This window comes from Brenneria roseae subsp. roseae, from assembly GCF_003115845.1.
Classification (GTDB): Bacteria; Pseudomonadota; Gammaproteobacteria; order Enterobacterales; family Enterobacteriaceae; genus Brenneria; species Brenneria roseae.
In genome coordinates, this window is sequence record NZ_KZ819023.1 from 189183 (window position 1) to 208676 (window position 19494).

At 50.9% G+C, this 19494-nt stretch carries 13 protein-coding genes; 7 read left to right on the forward strand and 6 right to left on the reverse strand.

The annotated features are described in order from the left end of the window. Positions 1–25 precede the first annotated feature (25 nt). A complete protein-coding gene (gene sufE / locus DDT52_RS03190; RefSeq protein WP_136155072.1) occupies positions 26–445 on the forward strand; it encodes a cysteine desulfuration protein SufE in 420 nt (139 codons plus the stop codon). Between the two features lie 352 nt (positions 446–797). Continuing rightward, entirely contained in the window at positions 798–1826 is a 1029-nt protein-coding gene (locus tag DDT52_RS03195) for a L,D-transpeptidase family protein (protein WP_136155073.1), read from the forward strand. A 173-nt stretch (positions 1827–1999) separates the two neighbouring features. Here DDT52_RS03195 and DDT52_RS03200 read toward each other — a convergent pair whose 3' ends face one another. Next, positions 2000–2236: a major outer membrane lipoprotein gene (locus DDT52_RS03200; RefSeq protein WP_005970385.1), complete on the reverse strand. Its 237-nt coding sequence runs from the start codon at positions 2234–2236 to the stop codon at positions 2000–2002. A 318-nt stretch (positions 2237–2554) separates the two neighbouring features. Beyond that, positions 2555–3967 carry a pyruvate kinase PykF gene (pykF, locus tag DDT52_RS03205; RefSeq protein ID WP_136155074.1) on the reverse strand — a complete coding sequence of 471 codons (1413 nt, stop codon included), beginning with the start codon at positions 3965–3967 and terminating at the stop codon, positions 2555–2557. 669 nt (positions 3968–4636) lie between these two features. Here pykF and licT point away from each other — a divergent pair. The 5 genes from licT to DDT52_RS03230 all read left to right on the forward strand — a co-directional run bounded on the left by licT (position 4637) and on the right by DDT52_RS03230 (position 13279). Next, positions 4637–5482, forward strand: coding sequence for a BglG family transcription antiterminator LicT (gene licT / locus DDT52_RS03210; protein ID WP_136155075.1), 846 nt, complete (start codon positions 4637–4639; stop codon positions 5480–5482). 292 nt (positions 5483–5774) lie between these two features. Then, positions 5775–7655: a PTS beta-glucoside transporter subunit IIABC gene (bglF, locus tag DDT52_RS03215; protein ID WP_136155076.1), complete on the forward strand. Its 1881-nt coding sequence runs from the start codon at positions 5775–5777 to the stop codon at positions 7653–7655. A 41-nt stretch (positions 7656–7696) separates the two neighbouring features. Further along, positions 7697–9091, forward strand: coding sequence for a glycoside hydrolase family 1 protein (locus DDT52_RS03220; RefSeq protein ID WP_136155077.1), 1395 nt, complete (start codon positions 7697–7699; stop codon positions 9089–9091). Between the two features lie 344 nt (positions 9092–9435). Continuing rightward, complete coding sequence (locus DDT52_RS03225; protein ID WP_136155078.1) at positions 9436–11043, forward strand: carbohydrate porin; 1608 nt, start codon at positions 9436–9438, stop codon at positions 11041–11043. A 178-nt stretch (positions 11044–11221) separates the two neighbouring features. Next, entirely contained in the window at positions 11222–13279 is a 2058-nt protein-coding gene (locus DDT52_RS03230) for a beta-galactosidase (RefSeq protein WP_136155269.1), read from the forward strand. A 165-nt stretch (positions 13280–13444) separates the two neighbouring features. Here DDT52_RS03230 and garL read toward each other — a convergent pair whose 3' ends face one another. From garL to DDT52_RS03250, 4 genes are all read right to left on the reverse strand, one after another. Continuing rightward, positions 13445–14215 carry a 2-dehydro-3-deoxyglucarate aldolase gene (garL, locus tag DDT52_RS03235; RefSeq protein WP_136155079.1) on the reverse strand — a complete coding sequence of 257 codons (771 nt, stop codon included), beginning with the start codon at positions 14213–14215 and terminating at the stop codon, positions 13445–13447. Positions 14216–14268: 53 nt separating this feature from the next. Beyond that, entirely contained in the window at positions 14269–15762 is a 1494-nt protein-coding gene (locus DDT52_RS03240; protein WP_136155080.1) for a CoA-acylating methylmalonate-semialdehyde dehydrogenase, read from the reverse strand. Positions 15763–15895: 133 nt separating this feature from the next. Then, entirely contained in the window at positions 15896–17641 is a 1746-nt protein-coding gene (gene araD / locus DDT52_RS03245; protein WP_136155081.1) for an L-arabinonate dehydratase, read from the reverse strand. A gap of 41 nt (positions 17642–17682) precedes the next feature. Next, the gene (locus tag DDT52_RS03250; RefSeq protein WP_136155082.1) at positions 17683–19068 is read right to left on the reverse strand and encodes an MFS transporter; all 1386 of its coding nucleotides are present in this window, start codon (positions 19066–19068) and stop codon (positions 17683–17685) included. Between the last annotated feature and the right edge of the window lie 426 nt (positions 19069–19494).

Consider the following 19494-nt stretch of genomic DNA (forward strand, 5'->3'; position numbering starts at 1 on the left):
CGCCACGTTGCCTGGGGAGGAAAAAATGGCAAGTCTGCCGGAACCGCAGAAATTAGTCCGTAATTTTTCGCGCTGTCATAACTGGGAAGAGAAGTATCTTTATATTATTGAGCTGGGAGCGCGGCTTGAACCGTTGCCGGAAGCCTGGCGTCGGGCCGAAAATCTGATTTCCGGCTGTCAGAGTCAGGTCTGGATTGTGATGCAACGTGACGAGCAGGGGCGGATAACCCTGCACGGCGACAGTGATGCCGCCATCGTGAAGGGATTGATTGCCGTGGTGTTTAGTCTTTATCAAGGGTTGACCGCACAAGATATCGTTAAGCTGGATGTTCGCCCTTTCTTTGAGGAGCTGGCGCTGAATCAACATTTAACGCCATCTCGTTCGCAGGGGCTGGAAGCGATGCTGCGGGCGATTCGCGCGCGCGCCGCGCTGCACATTCAATAAATTCAATATCCGGGAGCAAAAATGTACCGGCAGCGGGAAGAATAACAGGGATAAATAACTTTATCCGAATCGGTTCATTTCGTAAGAAAGCGCCAGCGTATCAAGTCTGGCGCTTTTTGCTTTTCATCAAGGCGTTACGCGCTGATATTTCAGAATGAGTCCATAGATTTATCAGAATATGGATTTTATTCTACGATGGCTTTTTGTAAAGAATTGCATATCAATGCGTTGATTTTTAAATAAAATATAATTTTATTTCGATAATGCTACTATAACAGGATACTGGTTGCAGGAAATAGGACCAGGCATCGTTGATTAACCGACCACTTGGGCCTTGATGTAGGAATTTAGTATGAAACGCGCATTTACTTTACTTGGTATGGTCTTGGCGACATATCTGGCGGGCAGTAGCGTTGCCAGTGCGACGGAGTATCCATTACCACCGCCTGATAGCCGTCTTATCGGTGAGAATATCTCTTATACCGTTCCGGACGATGGGCGTCCGCTGGAAGCCATTGCCGCTGACTTCAAGATTGGGCTGTTGGGGATGTTGGAGGCGAACCCGGGCACCGATCCCTATCTGCCGAAAGCGGGTTCCACGCTGACGATCCCTACCCAAATGTTGCTGCCTGATACGCCGCGCGAAGGGATTGTCGTCAACCTCGCAGAGCTGCGTCTGTACTATTATCCCAAAGGTAAGAACACCGTGATTGTTTATCCTATCGGGATCGGCCAACTGGGGCGTAACACGCCACTGATGACCACCACCATCCGTGAGAAGCGAGAGAACCCGACCTGGACGCCGACAGCCAATATTCGTAAACACTATCTTGAAGAACAGGGGATCACGCTGCCCGCCGTGGTACCGGCCGGGCCGGATAATCCGATGGGATTGCATGCCCTGCGTCTGGCGGCGCATGGCGGCGTTTACCTGCTGCATGGCACCAATGCCAATTTCGGTATCGGCATGCGCGTCAGCTCAGGGTGTATCCGCTTGCGGCCCGAGGATATCAAGGCGTTGTTCGATGACGTGCCTGTCGGAACCCGCGTACAGATCGTTAACGACGCCATCAAGACCTCGGTTGAGCCCGACGGTAAACGTTATGTGGAAGTTCACCAGCCGTTGTCTAAAACCGATAAAGATGATCCGCAAACCATGCCGATCAACATTAATGCCAAAAACAAGAAATTTATTGATGCGGCTGATACCGATTCCAGGGCCGTCGCCGATGCTATCGTACGTCGCTCAGGGATGCCGATTCTGGTGAACGTGGGACAAGACATCAATACTTACGAGGAAGCGCCGGTGCAATTCGCCGCAGATGACGCTGAAACGCATCAGGCGGCCCCTATTACCGCAATCAGTGCATCGGCTCAATAATATGAGTCAAACGCGCTGGCGGGGCGTTCAGTCCATCTGCGCGGGGAAGGGCAGGCTGTGACGGCGGCGTCCTGCTGACGAAAAAGGGGAACGCGGAATACCGCGCTCCCCTGAAAAGAAGGCAAAAAAAATGGCGCACAATGTGCGCCATTTTCACTACTTAACCAGTTCGATTACTTCTTGTAAGTACGAACTTGGTTGTCCAGACGCTGGTTAGCACGAGCTGCGTCGTCTTTAGCAGCCTGTACGTCAGAGCGGATTGCGTTCACGTCGTTGCTCAGTTGATCAACTTTAGCGTTCAGAGTCTGAACGTCAGAAGACAGTTGGTCAATTTTAGCATTGCTGGAGCAACCTGCCAGCAGAGTAGAACCCAGAATTACCGCGCCCAGTACCAGTTTAGTACGATTCATTATTAATACCCTCTAGATTGAGTTAATCTCCATGTAGCGTTACAAGTATTACACAAACTTTTTTCTAATGAGAATAAATTTTTGATGAGAACATGCTTAATTTTGATCGTTCGCTCAAAGAAGCAGCGAGTTTTACAGAATCACTAAAAAAGTAAGGAAAACAGCATTATTTTTATCGGACAAGTCTGAGGTTTTGGCAATTAGAATTATGTGTTAACCAGAGGCGTTAATTTGGTTGCCAATGCGTGTTTGATAACAACAGAATATAAAAAAGCGCCATTCAAGGCGCTTTTTTAATAAATGTGTAAGCCGGCCGGTTTAGAGGCGGTGTACGGATGCCGTGTTGGTGGTGCCGCTGGAAACCAGTGCGCCTGAAACCATCACGACAACATCCCCTTCTTGCGCATAGCCGCTGTTTAACGCGGCGGCTTTACCGAGGCGATAGAAATCATCCGTAGAGGCGATTTCTTTGACCAGCAGCGTGTCGACGCCTTTGCTCAGCAACAGCTGACGAGCCGTGACTTCATTGGTGGTCAGCGCCAGAATTCGTGCGTTCGGGAAATACTTCCGGATGGATTTCGCGGATTTGCCGCCGCTGGTTGCTACAACGATCAACGGCGCATCCAGTTTCTCCGCGGTTTCTACTGCACCACGGCACACCGCTTCGGTAATACGCAGTTTGCCCGGAGATTTGATGGTATCCAGACGCGATTTCATCACGGTATCGGTACGCTGGCAGATGGTTGCCATAATCGTCACCGATTCCAGCGGATATTTCCCTTTCGCGCTTTCACCAGACAGCATGACCGCGTCGGTGCCATCAATGATGGCGTTAGCCACGTCGCCCGCTTCGGCACGGGTCGGGCGCGGGTTTTTGATCATGGAATCCAGCATTTGCGTCGCGGTGATAACGACTTTGCGCGCCAAATTGCATTTTTCGATCATCATTTTCTGCGCGAAAATGACTTCTTCAACCGGAATTTCGACGCCCAGATCGCCACGGGCGACCATGATGCCGTCAGAGGCTTCCAGAATTTCGTCGAAATTGTTCAGACCTTCCTGGTTTTCGATTTTGGAAATGATCTGAATGTGCTCGCCGCCGTGCGCTTTCAGATGCGCCCGAATCTCTTCAACGTCGGAACGTTTGCGGATGAAGGAGGCCGCAACAAAATCGACGCCTTGTTCACAACCAAAAATCAGATCGCGTTTGTCTTTTTCAGCCAGAGCGGGCAACTGAATGGAAACGCCTGGCAGGTTAACGCCTTTGTTTTCCCCCAGATCGCCGTTGTTCAGGACTTTACAAACCACTTCATTGCCGCCGATCGCGGTAACTTGCATACCGATCAGACCATCATCAACCAGCACGGTGTTACCGACGCTCAGGTCTTCGGTGAAACCGGCATAGGTCACCGCAACACGGTCTTTGTTACCAACGACGTTTTGATCGGTGGTGAACGTGAATGTCTGGCCGGCGGTCAGAGACACATCCGCGCCGTTTTCCAGCTTCATGGTACGGATTTCAGGGCCTTTGGTATCCAACAGGATTGCGGCCTGTTTACCGGTTTTCGCTATAACAGAACGCAGATTTTTGATGCGTTGACCGTGTTCGGCGTAATCCCCGTGGGAGAAGTTCAGGCGCATAACATTCATACCGGCAGTCAGCATGGTGTTCAGCATCTCTTCAGATTCTGTTTTTGGCCCGATGGTACAAACAATCTTTGTCTTTTTCATACGTTAGGTTCTACAAGTTGTGATGGATAAAAAAACGTGGGATCCGGCGGTGCAAGAGAAAACAACCTACGGAAAAAATGCGTTTGGGAACAATCTGGATGAAACCGGTTCTTAAAGGGATAAGTATAGATGATTACCGCGAACAGATGATAAAAGCGTAACCGATCGTCGCGTATCATTAGCGGGAAAAAAGTAGGCGATGCCATTGATAATAGTAGTGTTATTGATAGCGGCACGTTGGTTAGCTGAAACCATTCAATTGAAACGACGTTTCGTATTATAGTTATTAAGCCATGAGAAACAAGGTGGTAAAATGCAACAAAGTGAATATTTTGTCGTGTTCACGCAAAAAACCGAACGATTTGTTATTTTTACCTACCTTTGTTGCGCAACTGCACAGGAAAACGCTACCCAAACAGGAAATGCCCGTGGCAACATGCTGTCCGGGATACGATTTTTCCTGTTATTCATGAAATAAATAACAAGAAGATGTAAATAGAATGTTTTTTCTATCGATCTGCATCACGTTTCTACGTCATTGCTGTTGAGAAGATAACAGCAAGTGATAGTTTATCCAACATTATGGGTTGTTACTGCACAAGCAGGCAAAACCAGATATTCGTTTCTTGTAAACGAGTGTCTGGTTTTTTTGTTTCCAGGGCTTGAATAATGAAGATTGCCAAGATACTCAACAATAACGTCGTGACCGTGATTGACGAAAACAATAATGAGTCGGTTGTCATGGGCCGGGGATTGGGGTTCAAAAAGCATACTGGCGATCGGCTGGATGAGTCGTTGATTGAACGTGTATTTGTGATGAAAAGCGGTGAGTTGACGTCACGGCTGCAAGAGCTGCTATCTGAAATCCCGCTGGAAGTGATAACAACGGCGGATAAAATCATCCTGCTGGCGAAAGCGCGTCTGCCGGGAAAACTGCAAAACAGCATCTACATCTCTTTGACCGATCACTGTCATTTTGCGATAGAGCGTCACAAGCAAGGGGTGGATATTCGTAACGTGTTGCAGTGGGAGATTAAGCGGCTTTATCCGAAAGAGTTTGCGGTTGGTATGGAAGCGCTGGATATTATTGAGCAGCGTCTGTTCGTTCGCTTGCCGGAAGATGAAGCCGGTTTTATTGCGTTACATTTAGTCAATGCCCAGCTTGATAGTGAAATGCCAGAAGTGATTCAGATTACCAAGATCATGCAGGAGATACTGAATATTGTTAAATATCAGTTAAATCTGGATTATGATGAGCAGGCGCTAAGCTATCATCGGTTTGTCACTCATTTGAAATTCTTTGCGCAACGGCTCATTGGGAAAAGCACCGTTTTCAGCGATGATGAATCGCTACACGATGTGGTCAGGGAAAAATACCCGTTGTCCTACCATTGCGCAGAAAAAATACAGACGCATATCTGTCAGCAATATTGTTATGCCTTGACCAAAGAAGAATTGATGTTTTTGACTATTCATATTGAACGTGTCAGGACAGAGAGTTGCCTGAAAAAGTGAATTAACGGTAGTGAAAATAAATTTGCTTTGCATCACATAATTCTTATTTGTTTTTCATAAACTACTTGCAATGCTTTCGGGTTAGGTAATAGGATTTAATAAAGTTAATTAAAAAAACAGGATTGTAACTGTCAGCAAGTGATACTTGTTTTCAGGCAAAACCTAAATCATTTTGTTCCCCGGTTATTGACGGTGAGAAAAATGATTTGGGTTTTTTTTTATCTCAAAAATAGCATTGGATGAGCATAACGTCCTGATTTATATGTGTAGTTATCAGTGTTAAGGATAGGCAATGAAATATAAGACATTAGCCAGTGAGATACTTGAAGGTGTGGGTGGGCGCGATAATGTAAATAGCGTAATACATTGTGCGACACGGTTGCGTTTTAAATTAAAAAATAACAAGAAAGCGGATGCGGTTACTCTTAAAAATAACCCCGGCGTTATTATGGTGGTTGAAAGTGGAGGCCAGTTTCAGGTTGTCGTGGGTAATCATGTCAGCGAAGTTTATCAGGATCTGCTCGAGGTTTCCGGTATTGGCGAAGGGGCGGTAAATACGCCGGAAGACGGTGAGAAAGAGAATATTTTCTCGCGTCTCATCGATATTATTGCCGGTATATTCACGCCACTGATGGGCGTTATGGCCGCATCCGGGATCCTGAAAGGATTTTTGGCGTTGAGTCTGGCCTGCGGCTGGATGGTAGAAAGTAGCGGCACCTATAAGTTGTTATTTTCCACCAGCGATGCATTGTTTTATTTCTTCCCAATAATATTAGGTTATACCGCCGGTAAAAAATTTGGCGGCAATCCTTTTGTGACTATGGCGATTGGCGGCGCGCTGGTGCATCCGACAATGATTGCTGAATTTAATGCCATGTCGGCGGCGGATTATCAACAGCCGCATTTCCTCGGCATTCCCATTACCTTTATCAACTACGCTTCATCGGTAATTCCGATTATTTTCGCCGCGTGGGTCTCCTGCCGGCTGGAAAAACCGCTTAACGCGATACTGCACGCCAATATCCGAAACTTCTTTACACCGGCTCTGTGTCTGCTAATTACCGTGCCGTTGACGTTTTTAGCCATCGGCCCGGTGACCACCTGGCTGAGCTATCAGTTGGCGCACGGCTATCAGTTGATCTACGGCGCCAACCAGACTCTTGCCGGCGGTTTTATGGGAGGGCTGTGGCAGATATTTGTGGTGTTCGGGCTGCACTGGGGGTTCGTACCGCTGATGATCAACAACTTCAGCGCACTGGGACATGACACCTTAATCGCGGTATTGACCCCGGCGGTGTTGTCACAGGCGGGCGCCGCGCTGGGCGTGTCTCTGCGCACTCGGGACGCCAAGCTGAGAGGTATTGCCGGCTCGGCGTTTCCCGCGGGGATCTTCGGTATCACCGAACCGGCCATCTACGGCGTCAATCTGCCGCTGCGCCGTCCGTTTATCTTCGGCTGCGTCGGTGGGGCGCTCGGCGGCGCAATCGCCGGCTATTTCGGTACGACGCAGTACTCTTTCGGGTTACCCAGCATCTTCGCCTTTACCCAAATCATCCCATCGACCGGAATGGATAGCACCGTATGGGCAGGCATCATTGGTGCTGTAATCGCCTTCGTATTCGCCGCGCTGGCCAGTTATCTGTTTGGGATAAAAAAAGGGCCGGTACTGGAAGATGCTCCGCCGATCGAGATCGTACCGGAGAACACGATTCTGGTTCGTCAGCAATCTATCAACAGCCCGATCGATGGCGAGATCCATCCGTTAGAACAGGTTGGCGACCAGACGTTTGCCAGCGGACTGATGGGAAAAGGCGTCGCTATCAAGCCGCAGAGCGGGCGAGTGGTTTCACCGGTCAATGGCGTTGTCGCCTCGTTGTTTAAAACCAATCATGCGATTGGCCTGGAGTCCGATCAAGGCGCCGAAATATTGATTCACATTGGGATTGATACCGTAAAACTGAACGGTCAGTACTTCACCACCCATGTGAAAACCGGAGACGTGGTGGCGCAGGGCGATTTACTGGTGGAATTTGATTATCAGGCCATTGAAGCCGCCGGCTATGACACGACCACGCCGGTCATTATTACCAACAGCGATGATTATATTGATGTGTTGTCCGTCGCGGAAAATCACGTATCGGAACAGGCGCCTTTGTTAACGTTAATTCGCTGATTGATGAACATTCAGCACCCAACTTGGAAAGGAGAGTAAAGATGAGCCATCGTTTTCCTGAAGGTTTTTTGTGGGGAGGCGCGATTGCAGCAAATCAGGTGGAAGGCGCTTACTTAACGGAAGGTAAGGGGATATCCACATCCGACTTACAGCCGAATGGCGTTTTTGGCGAGATAGTGGAGAGAACCGAAGGCGATAGCGGCATAAAGGACGTGGCGATCGATTTCTATCACCGCTATCCGGAAGATATCGCGCTATTTGCCGAAATGGGATTTAAGTGCCTGCGTATCTCGATCGCCTGGACTCGCATTTTTCCACAGGGCGATGAAGAGACGCCAAACGAAGCAGGGTTGGCATTCTACGATCGCCTGTTTGACGAAATGACCAAACATCATATCCAGCCATTAGTGACGTTGTCACATTACGAAATGCCTTATGGTCTGGTGAAAAACTATGGCGGCTGGGGCAATCGTCAAGTGATTGCATTCTTTGAACGCTATGCGCGCACGGTATTTCAGCGTTTTCAGCATAAGGTTAAATACTGGCTGACATTTAACGAAATTAATATGTCGCTGCACGCGCCGTTCACCGGCGTTGGTCTGCCGGAAGACAGCGATAAGGCGGCCATTTATCAGGCGATCCATCATCAACTGGTGGCCAGCGCGAAAGCGGTAAAAGCCTGCCATGAAATTATTCCCGATGCAAAAATCGGCAACATGCTGCTGGGCGCTCTGCTTTACCCGCTGACCTGTAAGCCGGCTGATGTGCTGGAAACCTTGCAGCAGAATCGCGAATGGATGTTTTTCGGCGATGTTCAGGCGCGTGGCAGCTACCCTGCATATATGAAACGTTTCTTTAAACAGAACGCTATCGAGCTACAGATAACGGATGACGATAGCGCGGCGCTGAAGGAAACCGTCGATTTCATTTCCTTCAGTTATTACATGAGCGGTTGTGTCACTGCGGATAAAGAATTAAACCAAAAGACACGCGGTAATATTCTGAATATGGTGCCCAATCCTCATCTGGAAAGCTCGGAATGGGGCTGGCAGATCGATCCTGAAGGGCTGCGCATCCTGCTGAATGTGCTGTCCGATCGCTATCAGAAACCGCTGTTTATCGTGGAGAACGGGTTAGGCGCCAAAGACCGGGTTGAAAGCGACGGCAGTATCAATGATGACTACCGCATTCAGTACCTTAACGATCATCTGGTCCAGGTTGGCGAGGCGCTGAAAGACGGCGTCGAGGTGCTGGGGTATACCAGTTGGGGACCGATCGACCTGGTCAGCGCATCGAAAGCGGAAATGTCGAAGCGTTACGGTTTTATTTATGTCGATCGTGACGATCAGGGAAATGGCACGCTTGAGCGGAAAAGAAAGAAAAGTTTTTACTGGTATCGCGATGTGATTAACAGCAATGGTGAAACGCTGAAATAGGTTTAACGTACCTGAATCGTCGGCAGGCCCGATCGCTTACCGTGCCGGCCGCCGGTTTATGGTTTTATTGCCGCTGATCGGATATTGATATGAATAGACAAGAATTAGAATAGACGGGAATGACTGATAAGAGCCGCCGTGGTTGCTTTGTGCATCAAAATATGGTCGTTGCAGAACGCACTGGCGAAATTCGTAACCAATTTAGGAAATAGAAAAATACTGATATGACATAAGTGCAGCTAACGCTCATCATATTTTTATTAAAAATCACGAACAGATACTGACAATAGTATCGGGTATTCCTTTGTTTTTATTTTAACCATGTATCCTATCTGGAAAATATTATGCGTAAAAAACACTACTCTCTGAAACTCATTGTATTATTAATATCATCAGCTATTTTATCTAATAGTGCGATGGCGGCGGCGTTAACGATAGAAGAAAGGCTGGCGTTGCTGGAAAAGGAATTAGCGGAAAATAAACAAGAATTACAATCAACGAAAAAAGAATTACGTGAATATAAAGCGATCGTTGAACACAAACAGGAGGTGGTCACCGGCAATATTGAGAAACCAACCGGCCAGGAGCGTATTGTAACTGAAGTGGCAGCGCCCCAGCAGGCAGGCACGCAGCAAACGGCCGCCGCCACAGAGCAGAAATCACTGACGCTGCATGAACTTAGCAAATTCATCAAGGATGATATCGGTTTCAGCTATAGCGGATACTTCCGGTCAGGATGGGCCACCGGCTCGCGCGGCGCGCCGAAATCCTATGCTATCGGTTCCGTGGGGCGTTTCGGTAACGAAAACGGCGCCTGGTTCGATCTGGAACTGGCGCAGAAAGTGTACGACCAGGACGGCAAGGTAGCCAAAGCGGTGGTCATGCTGGATGGTAATGTCGGTTTGCAGTACAGCGGGGGCTGGTTTGACAAGGATTCGGAAAACTTACTCACATTTTCAGATATCTATTTGACCACCAAAGGATTCCTTCCTTTTGCGCCGGAGGCGGATTTCTGGGTGGGCAAACACAATATGCCGGTCTATGAAATTCAGATGCTGGACTGGAAGAGTCACCGCACCAACGCCGGCGCGGGCGTCGGTATTGAAAACTGGCAGGTCGGCCCCGGCAAGCTGAATGTGTCGCTGACCCGTCAGGATCTGGACGCCCACGCGGTGGATTATGAAACCTCGGGCAATACGCAGCAGGTAAATAGCAATTCCATTGACCTGCGCTATAAAGAGCTGCCTCTGTGGGACAACGCTACGCTGGAAGTCTTCGGAAGATATGCGATGGCGAACCGCAATGATGATAATCGCTATAATGAAAATGACGGCAGTTATTACAGTGTGAAAGATGCCTGGCACGCCGGCGTTATTTTGCGGCAGAATTTTACCGGCGGCGGCTTTAATGAATTCACGCTGCAAGGGGCGGATAATTCTATCGCCAGCGGTTTTGCGCTTATTTCCGATGCCAATCCGTCCTATGGTTATAATGACGATTATTATGGCGAACACAGTTACGGTAAGGCATATCGTTTAATTTCACAAGGGGAAATGTATTTACATCCTAAAGTGATTATGGCTAATGCTCTGGTATATTCCCGCGGGAGTGATATATACAGCTATGATACCGGCGCACATACCGATTTTGAAAGTGTTCGCGCGGTTATTCGCCCGGCTTATATCTGGGATAATAACAACCAGACTGGTGTGGAGCTGGGATGGTTTGATCAGAAGAATAAAGCCGGTGGAGAGGAATATCATGAATCGGGTTATAAAACCACGCTGTTCCATACCATTAAAGTGGACACCAGTATGCTGACGTCCCGTCCTGAAATACGTTTCTACGGTACCTATCTGAAGGCATTGGATAATGAAATCAGCCAATTCCAGTTTGCGGATAGTAAAAGCGATCAGTTCACCGTGGGCGTTCAGGCGGAAGTGTGGTGGTAATAATGGCGCGGTAGCCTAATTGGCTCCTCGCATTGGGCATACCTTCCCTCAAATAATGGGGGAAGGTGGCTTCAAATGCGTTGCCTCACGCCGTTGATGCCCGGTTTACGCCGGAGGATTTCTACACCAGGCTGGCGCTGGCCTATGGAGATAAAAAATGAAACAGCCTATGCGGGCAATGCCGCCCTCGCTGAGCAGAGAGGAGAATAGATCTGTCGGCGATCGGTTACTTTATGGGGTGGCTTATTACGACGAATACCTGCCCTATGATCGTCTTGATGAGGACGTCAGGATGATGAACGCGGCGGGTATCAATGTGGTGCGTATCGCGGAATCCACCTGGAGCTCACTGGAAGTTGAAGAGGGCGTGTTTGATTTCAGCCATATTGATCGGGTGTTGAATGCGATGAATAAGGCTGAAATCAAGGTGATTGTAGGGACGCCAACCTATGCGGTACCCAGTTGGCTGGTAAAAAAATACCCGGACATTCTGGCGATAACGCCTAAAGGGCAATATAAATTCGGCCCCCGGCAGAATATGGATATCACCAATCCTGATTTTCGTCGCCATGCCGATAATGTGATCCGCGAACTCATGGCGCACGTGAAAGATCATCCCGCGGTTATTGGCTATCAGGTTGATAATGAAACCAAACATTACGATACCTGCGGCAGTCATGTACAGGCGATGTTCGTCAAACATCTGCAACAGAAATTTCCGGATTTAAAGGCATTCAATCTTGCTTTTGGCATGGACTATTGGAGCCACCGCATCAATCAATGGGATGATTTGCTGTCGGTTGATGGAACGGTAAATGCCAGCATGGGTTCTGAGTTTTCATTATTCCAGCGTCAGTTGGTTACGGAGTATCTCGATTGGCAGATTAAGCTGGTGAAAGCGTATGCACGGCCGGATCAATTTGTTACTCAGAACTTCGATTTGGACTGGCGAGGCTATTCCTATGGTATTCAGCCGCGGGTAGATCAGTTCAGTGCGGCGAAGAATCTGGATGTGGCCGGTGTGGATATCTATCACCCCACGCAGGATAAACTTACGGGAGAGGAAATCGCGTTTGGCGGTGATTTGGCCCGTTCAATGAAGCAGGGGAACAATTACTATGTTATTGAAACTCAGGCTCAGGGTTTTCCCGAATGGACGCCGTATCCGGGACAATTACGCCTACAGGCTTTCAGTCATATCGCTTCCGGAGCGAATATGGTGGCTTACTGGCATTGGAGTACAACGGCAAATTCACTAGAGACATACTGGCGCGGATTGCTGAGTCAGGATTTTCAGCCGAATGAAACTTATCAGGAAGCCAGGACTATCGGCGCAGATTTTGCCCGGCTGAGCCCGCAGTTGGTGGATCTGAAAAAAGACCACAAGGTGGCGTTGTATTTCAGTAATCAGGCCCTTACCGCGTTTAACTGGTTTAAATTCGGTTGGATGTCCACGATCGAATATAACGATGTTCTGCGGCCATTTTACAATGCGTTGTACCGCATGAACGTGGGAACGGATTTTGTCGACTCATCAACGACCGACCTTAATCGTTATTCTATGCTGGTGGTGCCGGCATTATATTCGGCCTCCGATGAGGAATTGCAACGCCTGAATGATTATGTCAGGCAGGGCGGGCACATCGTTTATACCTTCAAAAGTGGTTTTTCCGATCAGCATGTCAAAGTTCGGTCAACGCCGCAGCCCGGCATTATTTCTCAGGCGGCGGGGATTGAGTACAGCCAGGTTACGATCCCTGAAAAGGTTGGCCTGAAAGACAATCCTTATCAGGTCGGTCCGGAGGAAAATCAGGCGCGCTGGTGGATGGAACTGATCAAGCCGACAACGGCAAAAGTGCTGGCACGTTACGATCACCCGGTCTGGGGTAAATATGCTGCCGTGACCCGTAACCGATATGGCAAGGGGGATGTCACCTATATCGGCTTCATGCCGACAGACGTCATGGTAGAAAAAATTATTGCGGAAGCGCTGAAAAATGCGGGGCTGTGGGGAAAAGATCAGCAGTTAGCCTTTCCGCTGATTGTCCGGCATAGCACGAATCGGCAGGGTAAGGCGGTGCATTTTTTGTTTAATTACTCTGCCGGGGCGACGGACGTGACGTACCTGTGGGAAGATGGAAAAGAATTACTGAGCGGTAATCCCGTGAAGAAAAACCAGTCGCTTGTTTTGCCGGCCTGGGGAGTCAATATTGTTGAAGAGAACCTTGCCCGATAACAATCCGCGGATGTTATGGCAGATACATGGGCATTCAGACGTGGATGCCCGGTTCATGAATACGAAACAACAATAACGAGTTATTCAGACTGATGACAAAGTCCTGGCCGGCAGGCCAGGACTTTGTCATCAGTCTGACGGCCTGAAAGGCCGTGATTGCGTGAATTACTTTTTAAACTTGTCGCTCAGCGCCTGCGTTGCGCCGCGGAACACCCCCACATCGCTGCCGACGGCGACAAAGCGGGCTCCCCACTCCAGATAGCGGCGGGCGTCTGCCTCCACCGGCGCCAGAATACCGCTCGGTTTGCCGTGCGCCGCCGCGCGTTCCAGAATATGTCGGATCACTTTTTGCACTTCGGGATGATTCGGTTGCCCCAGATAACCCAATGCGGCGGAGAGATCGCCCGGTCCGACGAAAATGCCGTCAACCCCGGCCACGGCGGCGATGGCATCCAGGTTGTCCACGCCTTCCGGACTCTCGATTTGTACCAGAACGGTGATGTTGTCGTTAATCGTGGCGAAGTAGTTGGGTTCTGTGCCGAACGCATTGCTGCGGTGTCCTACTGACACGCCGCGAATACCGGCGGGTGGATAACGCGTCGACGCCACGGCGCGCACGGCTTCTTCTTCCGTTTCCACAAACGGGATCAGGAAATTGTAAAAACCGATATCCAGCAACCGTTTGATAATCACCGGTTCATTGCAGGGCGGGCGCACCACCGGCGCGCTGTGGCTACCTTTCAGCGCCATCAGCTGCGGAATAAACGACAGCACGTCGTTTGGCGAATGCTCGCCGTCCAGCACCAGCCAGTCGAATCCGGCCAGTCCCAGTATTTCAGTGGTGGTGGGATTTCCCAGTCCGCACCAGCAGCCGATAAGCGTTTTTTGTTGCTGCAAATCCTGACGGAAGCGGTTAGGTAAGAGCGGCGTTTTCATTTTTCATCCTCAGTAATTAGCGGCTTTAAAAAACAAAGCCGCTTGTGGTGTGGCTATTTCGCCGTCGGCATGGCGAATTCCGGACCTTGCGCAATGCTGTCCGGCCAACGCTGCATAATGCTCTTGTAACGAGTGTAGAAACGGATCGCTTCTTCGCCGTAGGCGTGATGTTCGCCAAACAGCGAACGTTTCCATCCGCCGAAGGAGTGCCAGGCCATGGGAACGGGGACGGGAACATTAATGCCAACCATGCCGGCTTTGATCGTGCGGGCGAAGGTGCGGGCGATACCGCCGTCACGCGTAAAGCAGACGGCGCCGTTGCCGAACTCATGGGCATTGGTCAGCTCAACCGCCTCTGCAAATGTCGTTACCCGGACGATAGACAGCACCGGTCCGAAGATCTCCTCGCGATAGATGGTCATTTCCGGCGTGACGTCATCAAACAGCGTCGCGCCGACGAAATAGCCATTTTCCGCGCCCGGGACGCGGAAATTACGGCCGTCCACCAGCAGCCTGGCGCCTTCTTCCGTCCCTTTATCAATGTATTGGGTCACGCGTGCCTGATGTTCCGCGGTAACCAGCGGCCCCATATCGGCCTCGCTATCCGTCCCCTTGCGCACTCGCAGCTTCTCAATCCGCGGCAGCAGCTTCGCCACCAGTTCGTCGCCGACGGAACCTACCGCCACGGCGACCGAACAGGACATGCAGCGTTCTCCCGCCGCGCCATATGCCGCGCCGATCAGCGCATCCGCCGCCTGATCAAGGTCGGCGTCAGGCATAACGGTAATATGGTTCTTGGCGCCGCCTAGCGCCTGCACGCGCTTGCCATGCTGGCTGGCCTGGCGGTGAATGTATTCGGCGATCGGCGTTGAACCGACAAAGGAAACGGCCTCCACTTTAGGATGCGTCAACAGGCGATCCACGGCGTCTTTGCCGCCTTGCACCACATTGAAAACGCCGTCCGGCAATCCGGCTTCCTTAAGCAGGCGGGCCAGCATCAGGCTGACGGACGGATCGCGTTCAGACGGCTTCAGCACGAACGTATTGCCGGTCGCCAACGCCATCGGGATCATCCACAGCGGCACCATGATCGGGAAATTGAACGGCGTGATGCCGACGCACACGCCAAGCGCCTGACGCAAGTTCCAGTTATCGATATTGCCGCCGATATTGTCAGAGAATGAACTTTGCAACAGGCTGGGCGCGCCGCAGGCAAACTCCACCACTTCGATACCGCGAGTGATTTCGCCCATCGCGTCGGACAGCACTTTGCCGTGTTCACGGGTGATGATTTGCGCCAGCTCTTTACTATGTTTTTCCAGCAATTCTTTGAAACGAAACAGAACTCTGGCACGGCGCAGCGCGGACTGAGACGACCAGCCGTCAAACGCGGCGGCGGCGGCTTCGACGGCGAGATCAACGGTCGCCGGACGCGCCAACGCCACCTGAGCCACGACTTCGCCGAGCGCAGGGTTATATACCGGCTGTTGTCCGTCCTGCTCGCCTTCCACCTCTTTCCCATTGATAAAATGTTGGATTCTTTCCATTACAGCATTTCCTCTCTCTTTCGGTTCATGGAGAAATAAATAACGCGGATTAAAACGGCGGATTTCTTTCACCACCGCGTCTTTTCTTGCCTTGACGCCTGGCGGTATTCAGGCGTCAACCCCGGTTGGGCGATTACTGAATCGGCGGTTCAGGAATCAAGCCTTGTTCACCCGGCACGGTTTGCAGGAAATCAAAATCGCAGCCATCGTCCGCCTGACTGACATGTTCGGCGAATAGCCGGCCATAGCCGCGCGGGTAATAAGGCTGCGGCGGCGTCCACGCCTGACGGCGCTGTTCCATTTCTTCTTCGGGGATCAGTAAATTAAGCTGGCGTTTCGACACGCTTAACTCAACGTTGTCGCCATCGTGCACCAGCGCCAGCGGCCCGCCGACGAAAGATTCGGGCGCGATATGCACCACGCAGGAGCCAAAACTGGTGCCGCTCATGCGCGCATCGGACAGGCGCACCATGTCGCGGATCCCCCGTTCCAGCAGTTTTTTCGGGATCGGGATCTGTCCCCATTCCGGAAAGCCGGGAGCGCCCAACGGTCCGGCGTTCTTCAGCACCAGTACGGAGTTCTCATCCACGTCAAGATCCGGGTCGTCAATGCGTTTTTGCAGATCTTCCACGTTGTTGAAGACAACCGCCCGGCCGACGTGCTCATGCAGTCGCGGATCGGCCGCGTGGATCTTCAATACCGCGCTGTTGGGCGCCAGATTGCCGCGCAGGATCACCAGACTGCCCAGTTCGCCCAGCGGTTTCTCCAGCGGCAGAATCACATCGTCGTTGTACACTTCCGCATCGGCGAAATTTTCTCCCAGCGTTTTGCCGTTCACCGTCATCGGCGAGCCGTCAATCAGCGTTCCCAGCCGGTTGAGCAAGGCCCGCAGGCCGCCGGCGTAATAGAAATCCTCCATCAGGTATTTCCCGGCGGGGCGAATATTGGCCAGATGGGGCACTTTCTGCGACAGCTCATCGAAACGATCCACGGTGAGGGGGATGCCGGCCCGGCGCGCCATGGCGATCACATGGATCACGGCATTGGTGGAGCCGCCGAGCGCCAACGCGGTGGTAATGGCGTTATCGAAGGAGGCGGGGCACAGGAAATCCGAGGGTTTGAGATCTTCCCAGACCATTTCGACGATGCGGCGCCCGGTGCGTTCGGCCATGATGGCATGGCGCGAATCCGGCGCCACAATGGATGACGCGCCGGTAAAACAGAAGCCCAGTGCGTCGGCGATGCTCATCATGGTGGGCGCGGTGCCCATGGTCATACAGGTTCCGGCCGAACGGGAGATGCCGTTTTCCACCTCTTCCAATTGCTCTTCGCTATACTCGCCGGCTTTATATTTGTACCAGGAGGCGAACAGGTCGGTGCCCGAGCCGAGAAATTTCCCTTTATTGTCGCCGCGCAGCGACGGCCCGGCCGGCACATAAATAGCCGGAATATTCATGGAGATGGCACCCATGATCAGGCCGGGCGTGGTTTTATCACAGCCGCCCATCAGTACCGCGCCGTCAATCGGGTGGGATCGCAGCAGTTCCTCGGTTTCGATAGCCAGCAGATTACGATAGAGCATGGCCGCCGGTCTGACATAAGGCTCGCCCAGCGACATGGCCGGTAGTTCAATCGGAAAGCCGCCGGCCTGAAGAATGCCGCGCTTGACTTGCTCGGCACGTTCTTTGAAATGCGTGTGACATGGGTTGATCTCGCTCCAGGTATTGACAATCGCAATCACCGGTTTTCCCATATAATCTTCACGGGCGTAACCTTGCTGGGCCATACGGGCGCGATGTCCCAGTGAGCGGAATACCGGCGCGCCATACCAGCGATAACTTCTCAGTGTTTCAGGCGTTTTTTTGATTTGTGCGCACATGGTTGCCTCCAGTTATTATTAGAAAACATGTTCTCATTAGGTTATTGCTTGGCCGAAAAATCTACGCGCTTGATCTCTCCCACCAGGAACAGGTAACAGAAGATGGCCAGGGCGGCGAAGACGGAAACGTACAGCAACGCGCCGCCGAACGAACCGCTTGTCGCCACGATGTAGCCGATAACGATCGGCGTCACGATACCGGCGATATTGCCGATGGTGTTGAACACTCCGCCGCTCAGGCCGATAGCTTCTTTCGGCGAGGTATCGGCGACGACCGCCCAACCCAGCGCACCGACGCCTTTGCCGAAGAACGAGAAGGACATCAGGAAAATCACCAGTCCGATAGAATCGGTGTAGTTACACAACACCATGGACATGGAGCAGATCATGCCCAGAATAATCGGCGTCTTGCGGGCGAGAGACAGCGAGTAGCCGCGTTTTAACAGGGCGTCGGATATCACGCCGCCTAAAATCCCGCCGACAAAACCGCAAATGGCAGGCAATGAGGCCGCGAAACCGGCGTTAAGTATCGTCAGGCCGCGTTCTTTCACCAGATAGATGGGGAACCAGGAAATGAAGAACCAGGTCAACGTCGAGATACAGTACTGCCCGAGATAAACACCGACCAGCAAACGCTGCGACAACAGCATGCCGATCGTGACTTTCGGTACGTCCGGCGCCGGTTCAACTGCCTTATCGACCACCGCCGGTTTCTGCTTCGAATCCAGATCGACCAACGCGCCGCCTTCACGCATATAGTCCAGTTCTTCTTTGCTGAGGCGCGGGTGATGCACCGGCGGATAAATTACCCGCAGCCACACCAGGCTGATGATGATGCCGAGCGCGCCCATGAAGATGAACGGGCTGTGCCAGTCTGTGATGTGAACCAGCCATCCCATAATCGGCGCGAAAAACGCGGTGGCGAAATATTGCGCGGAATTAAAGATAGCCGACGCCGTAGCGCGCTCTTTTTGTGGAAACCATGAGGAAACGATTTTACTGTTGCCGGGGAACGCCGGGCATTCCGCCAGACCAACAATAAAGCGCAGCGTGAAAAGCAAGACCACGGCCAGCGATACGCCGCCGAATACCGTGATGCCGTGGAACAGAAAAATAAATCCTTGCAGCAGGGTAAAGAGCGACCAGAAAAAGATACTGGCGAAATAAACACGTTTGGCGCCGTAGCGATCCAACAGCCAGCCGCCGGGTATTTGACCGATGACATAGGCCCAGGCAAAGGCGGAAAAAATGTACCCCATGGTGATTGAGTCAATGTTTAATTCATCGGCCATCGGTGAACCGGCGATAGCCAGTACCGCACGATCGCCATAGTTAATCGCGGTCACGATAAACAGCATCAGAATGATGTGATATCGTATGTGTTTGCTCTTTTTTATGTTTTCCTGCTGTTGAGCTAAGTGTGACATTATTTACTCCAGCATCGAATAAATCAGTTTGTAGGGATATGAAGATACTAGGCTGAATGCATCAGACACGGATATTTCATCTGTCTCTAATCCAGCGCACCATCAGTGATAGGCGATATGCAACCTCCTGTTGTAAATAAAAAGCCTGTATTAATGATTATTAGGCAACAGGAGATTAAGCGACTCACGTTGATTAGTTTAGGGAGCGGTGTACATACTGACCAGATACAGTTTTATTGCATAAAAATAAACTGTATTGTTTTGAAAATAATACAGTTGGTGTAATAAAAACCATAAAAAACAATTGATTATATATGGATTAGTCAGGCTAATGTTTTAATTAATTAACTGTATAGGTCACGGTAGAATATTTTAGTGACGACATAGACATTTTATTGTCTCCTCAGAATGCGCTGGGTAAAAATA

Coding starts and splice junctions, on each gene's coding strand:
- sufE (WP_136155072.1), top strand. CDS start 26: ATGGCAAGTCTGCCGGAACCGCAGAAATTAGTCCGTAATTTTTCGCGC.
- DDT52_RS03195 (WP_136155073.1), top strand. CDS start 798: ATGAAACGCGCATTTACTTTACTTGGTATGGTCTTGGCGACATATCTG.
- DDT52_RS03200 (WP_005970385.1), bottom strand. CDS start 2,236: ATGAATCGTACTAAACTGGTACTGGGCGCGGTAATTCTGGGTTCTACT.
- pykF (WP_136155074.1), bottom strand. CDS start 3,967: ATGAAAAAGACAAAGATTGTTTGTACCATCGGGCCAAAAACAGAATCT.
- licT (WP_136155075.1), top strand. CDS start 4,637: ATGAAGATTGCCAAGATACTCAACAATAACGTCGTGACCGTGATTGAC.
- bglF (WP_136155076.1), top strand. CDS start 5,775: ATGAAATATAAGACATTAGCCAGTGAGATACTTGAAGGTGTGGGTGGG.
- DDT52_RS03220 (WP_136155077.1), top strand. CDS start 7,697: ATGAGCCATCGTTTTCCTGAAGGTTTTTTGTGGGGAGGCGCGATTGCA.
- DDT52_RS03225 (WP_136155078.1), top strand. CDS start 9,436: ATGCGTAAAAAACACTACTCTCTGAAACTCATTGTATTATTAATATCA.
- DDT52_RS03230 (WP_136155269.1), top strand. CDS start 11,222: ATGCCGCCCTCGCTGAGCAGAGAGGAGAATAGATCTGTCGGCGATCGG.
- garL (WP_136155079.1), bottom strand. CDS start 14,215: ATGAAAACGCCGCTCTTACCTAACCGCTTCCGTCAGGATTTGCAGCAA.
- DDT52_RS03240 (WP_136155080.1), bottom strand. CDS start 15,762: ATGGAAAGAATCCAACATTTTATCAATGGGAAAGAGGTGGAAGGCGAG.
- araD (WP_136155081.1), bottom strand. CDS start 17,641: ATGTGCGCACAAATCAAAAAAACGCCTGAAACACTGAGAAGTTATCGC.
- DDT52_RS03250 (WP_136155082.1), bottom strand. CDS start 19,068: ATGTCACACTTAGCTCAACAGCAGGAAAACATAAAAAAGAGCAAACAC.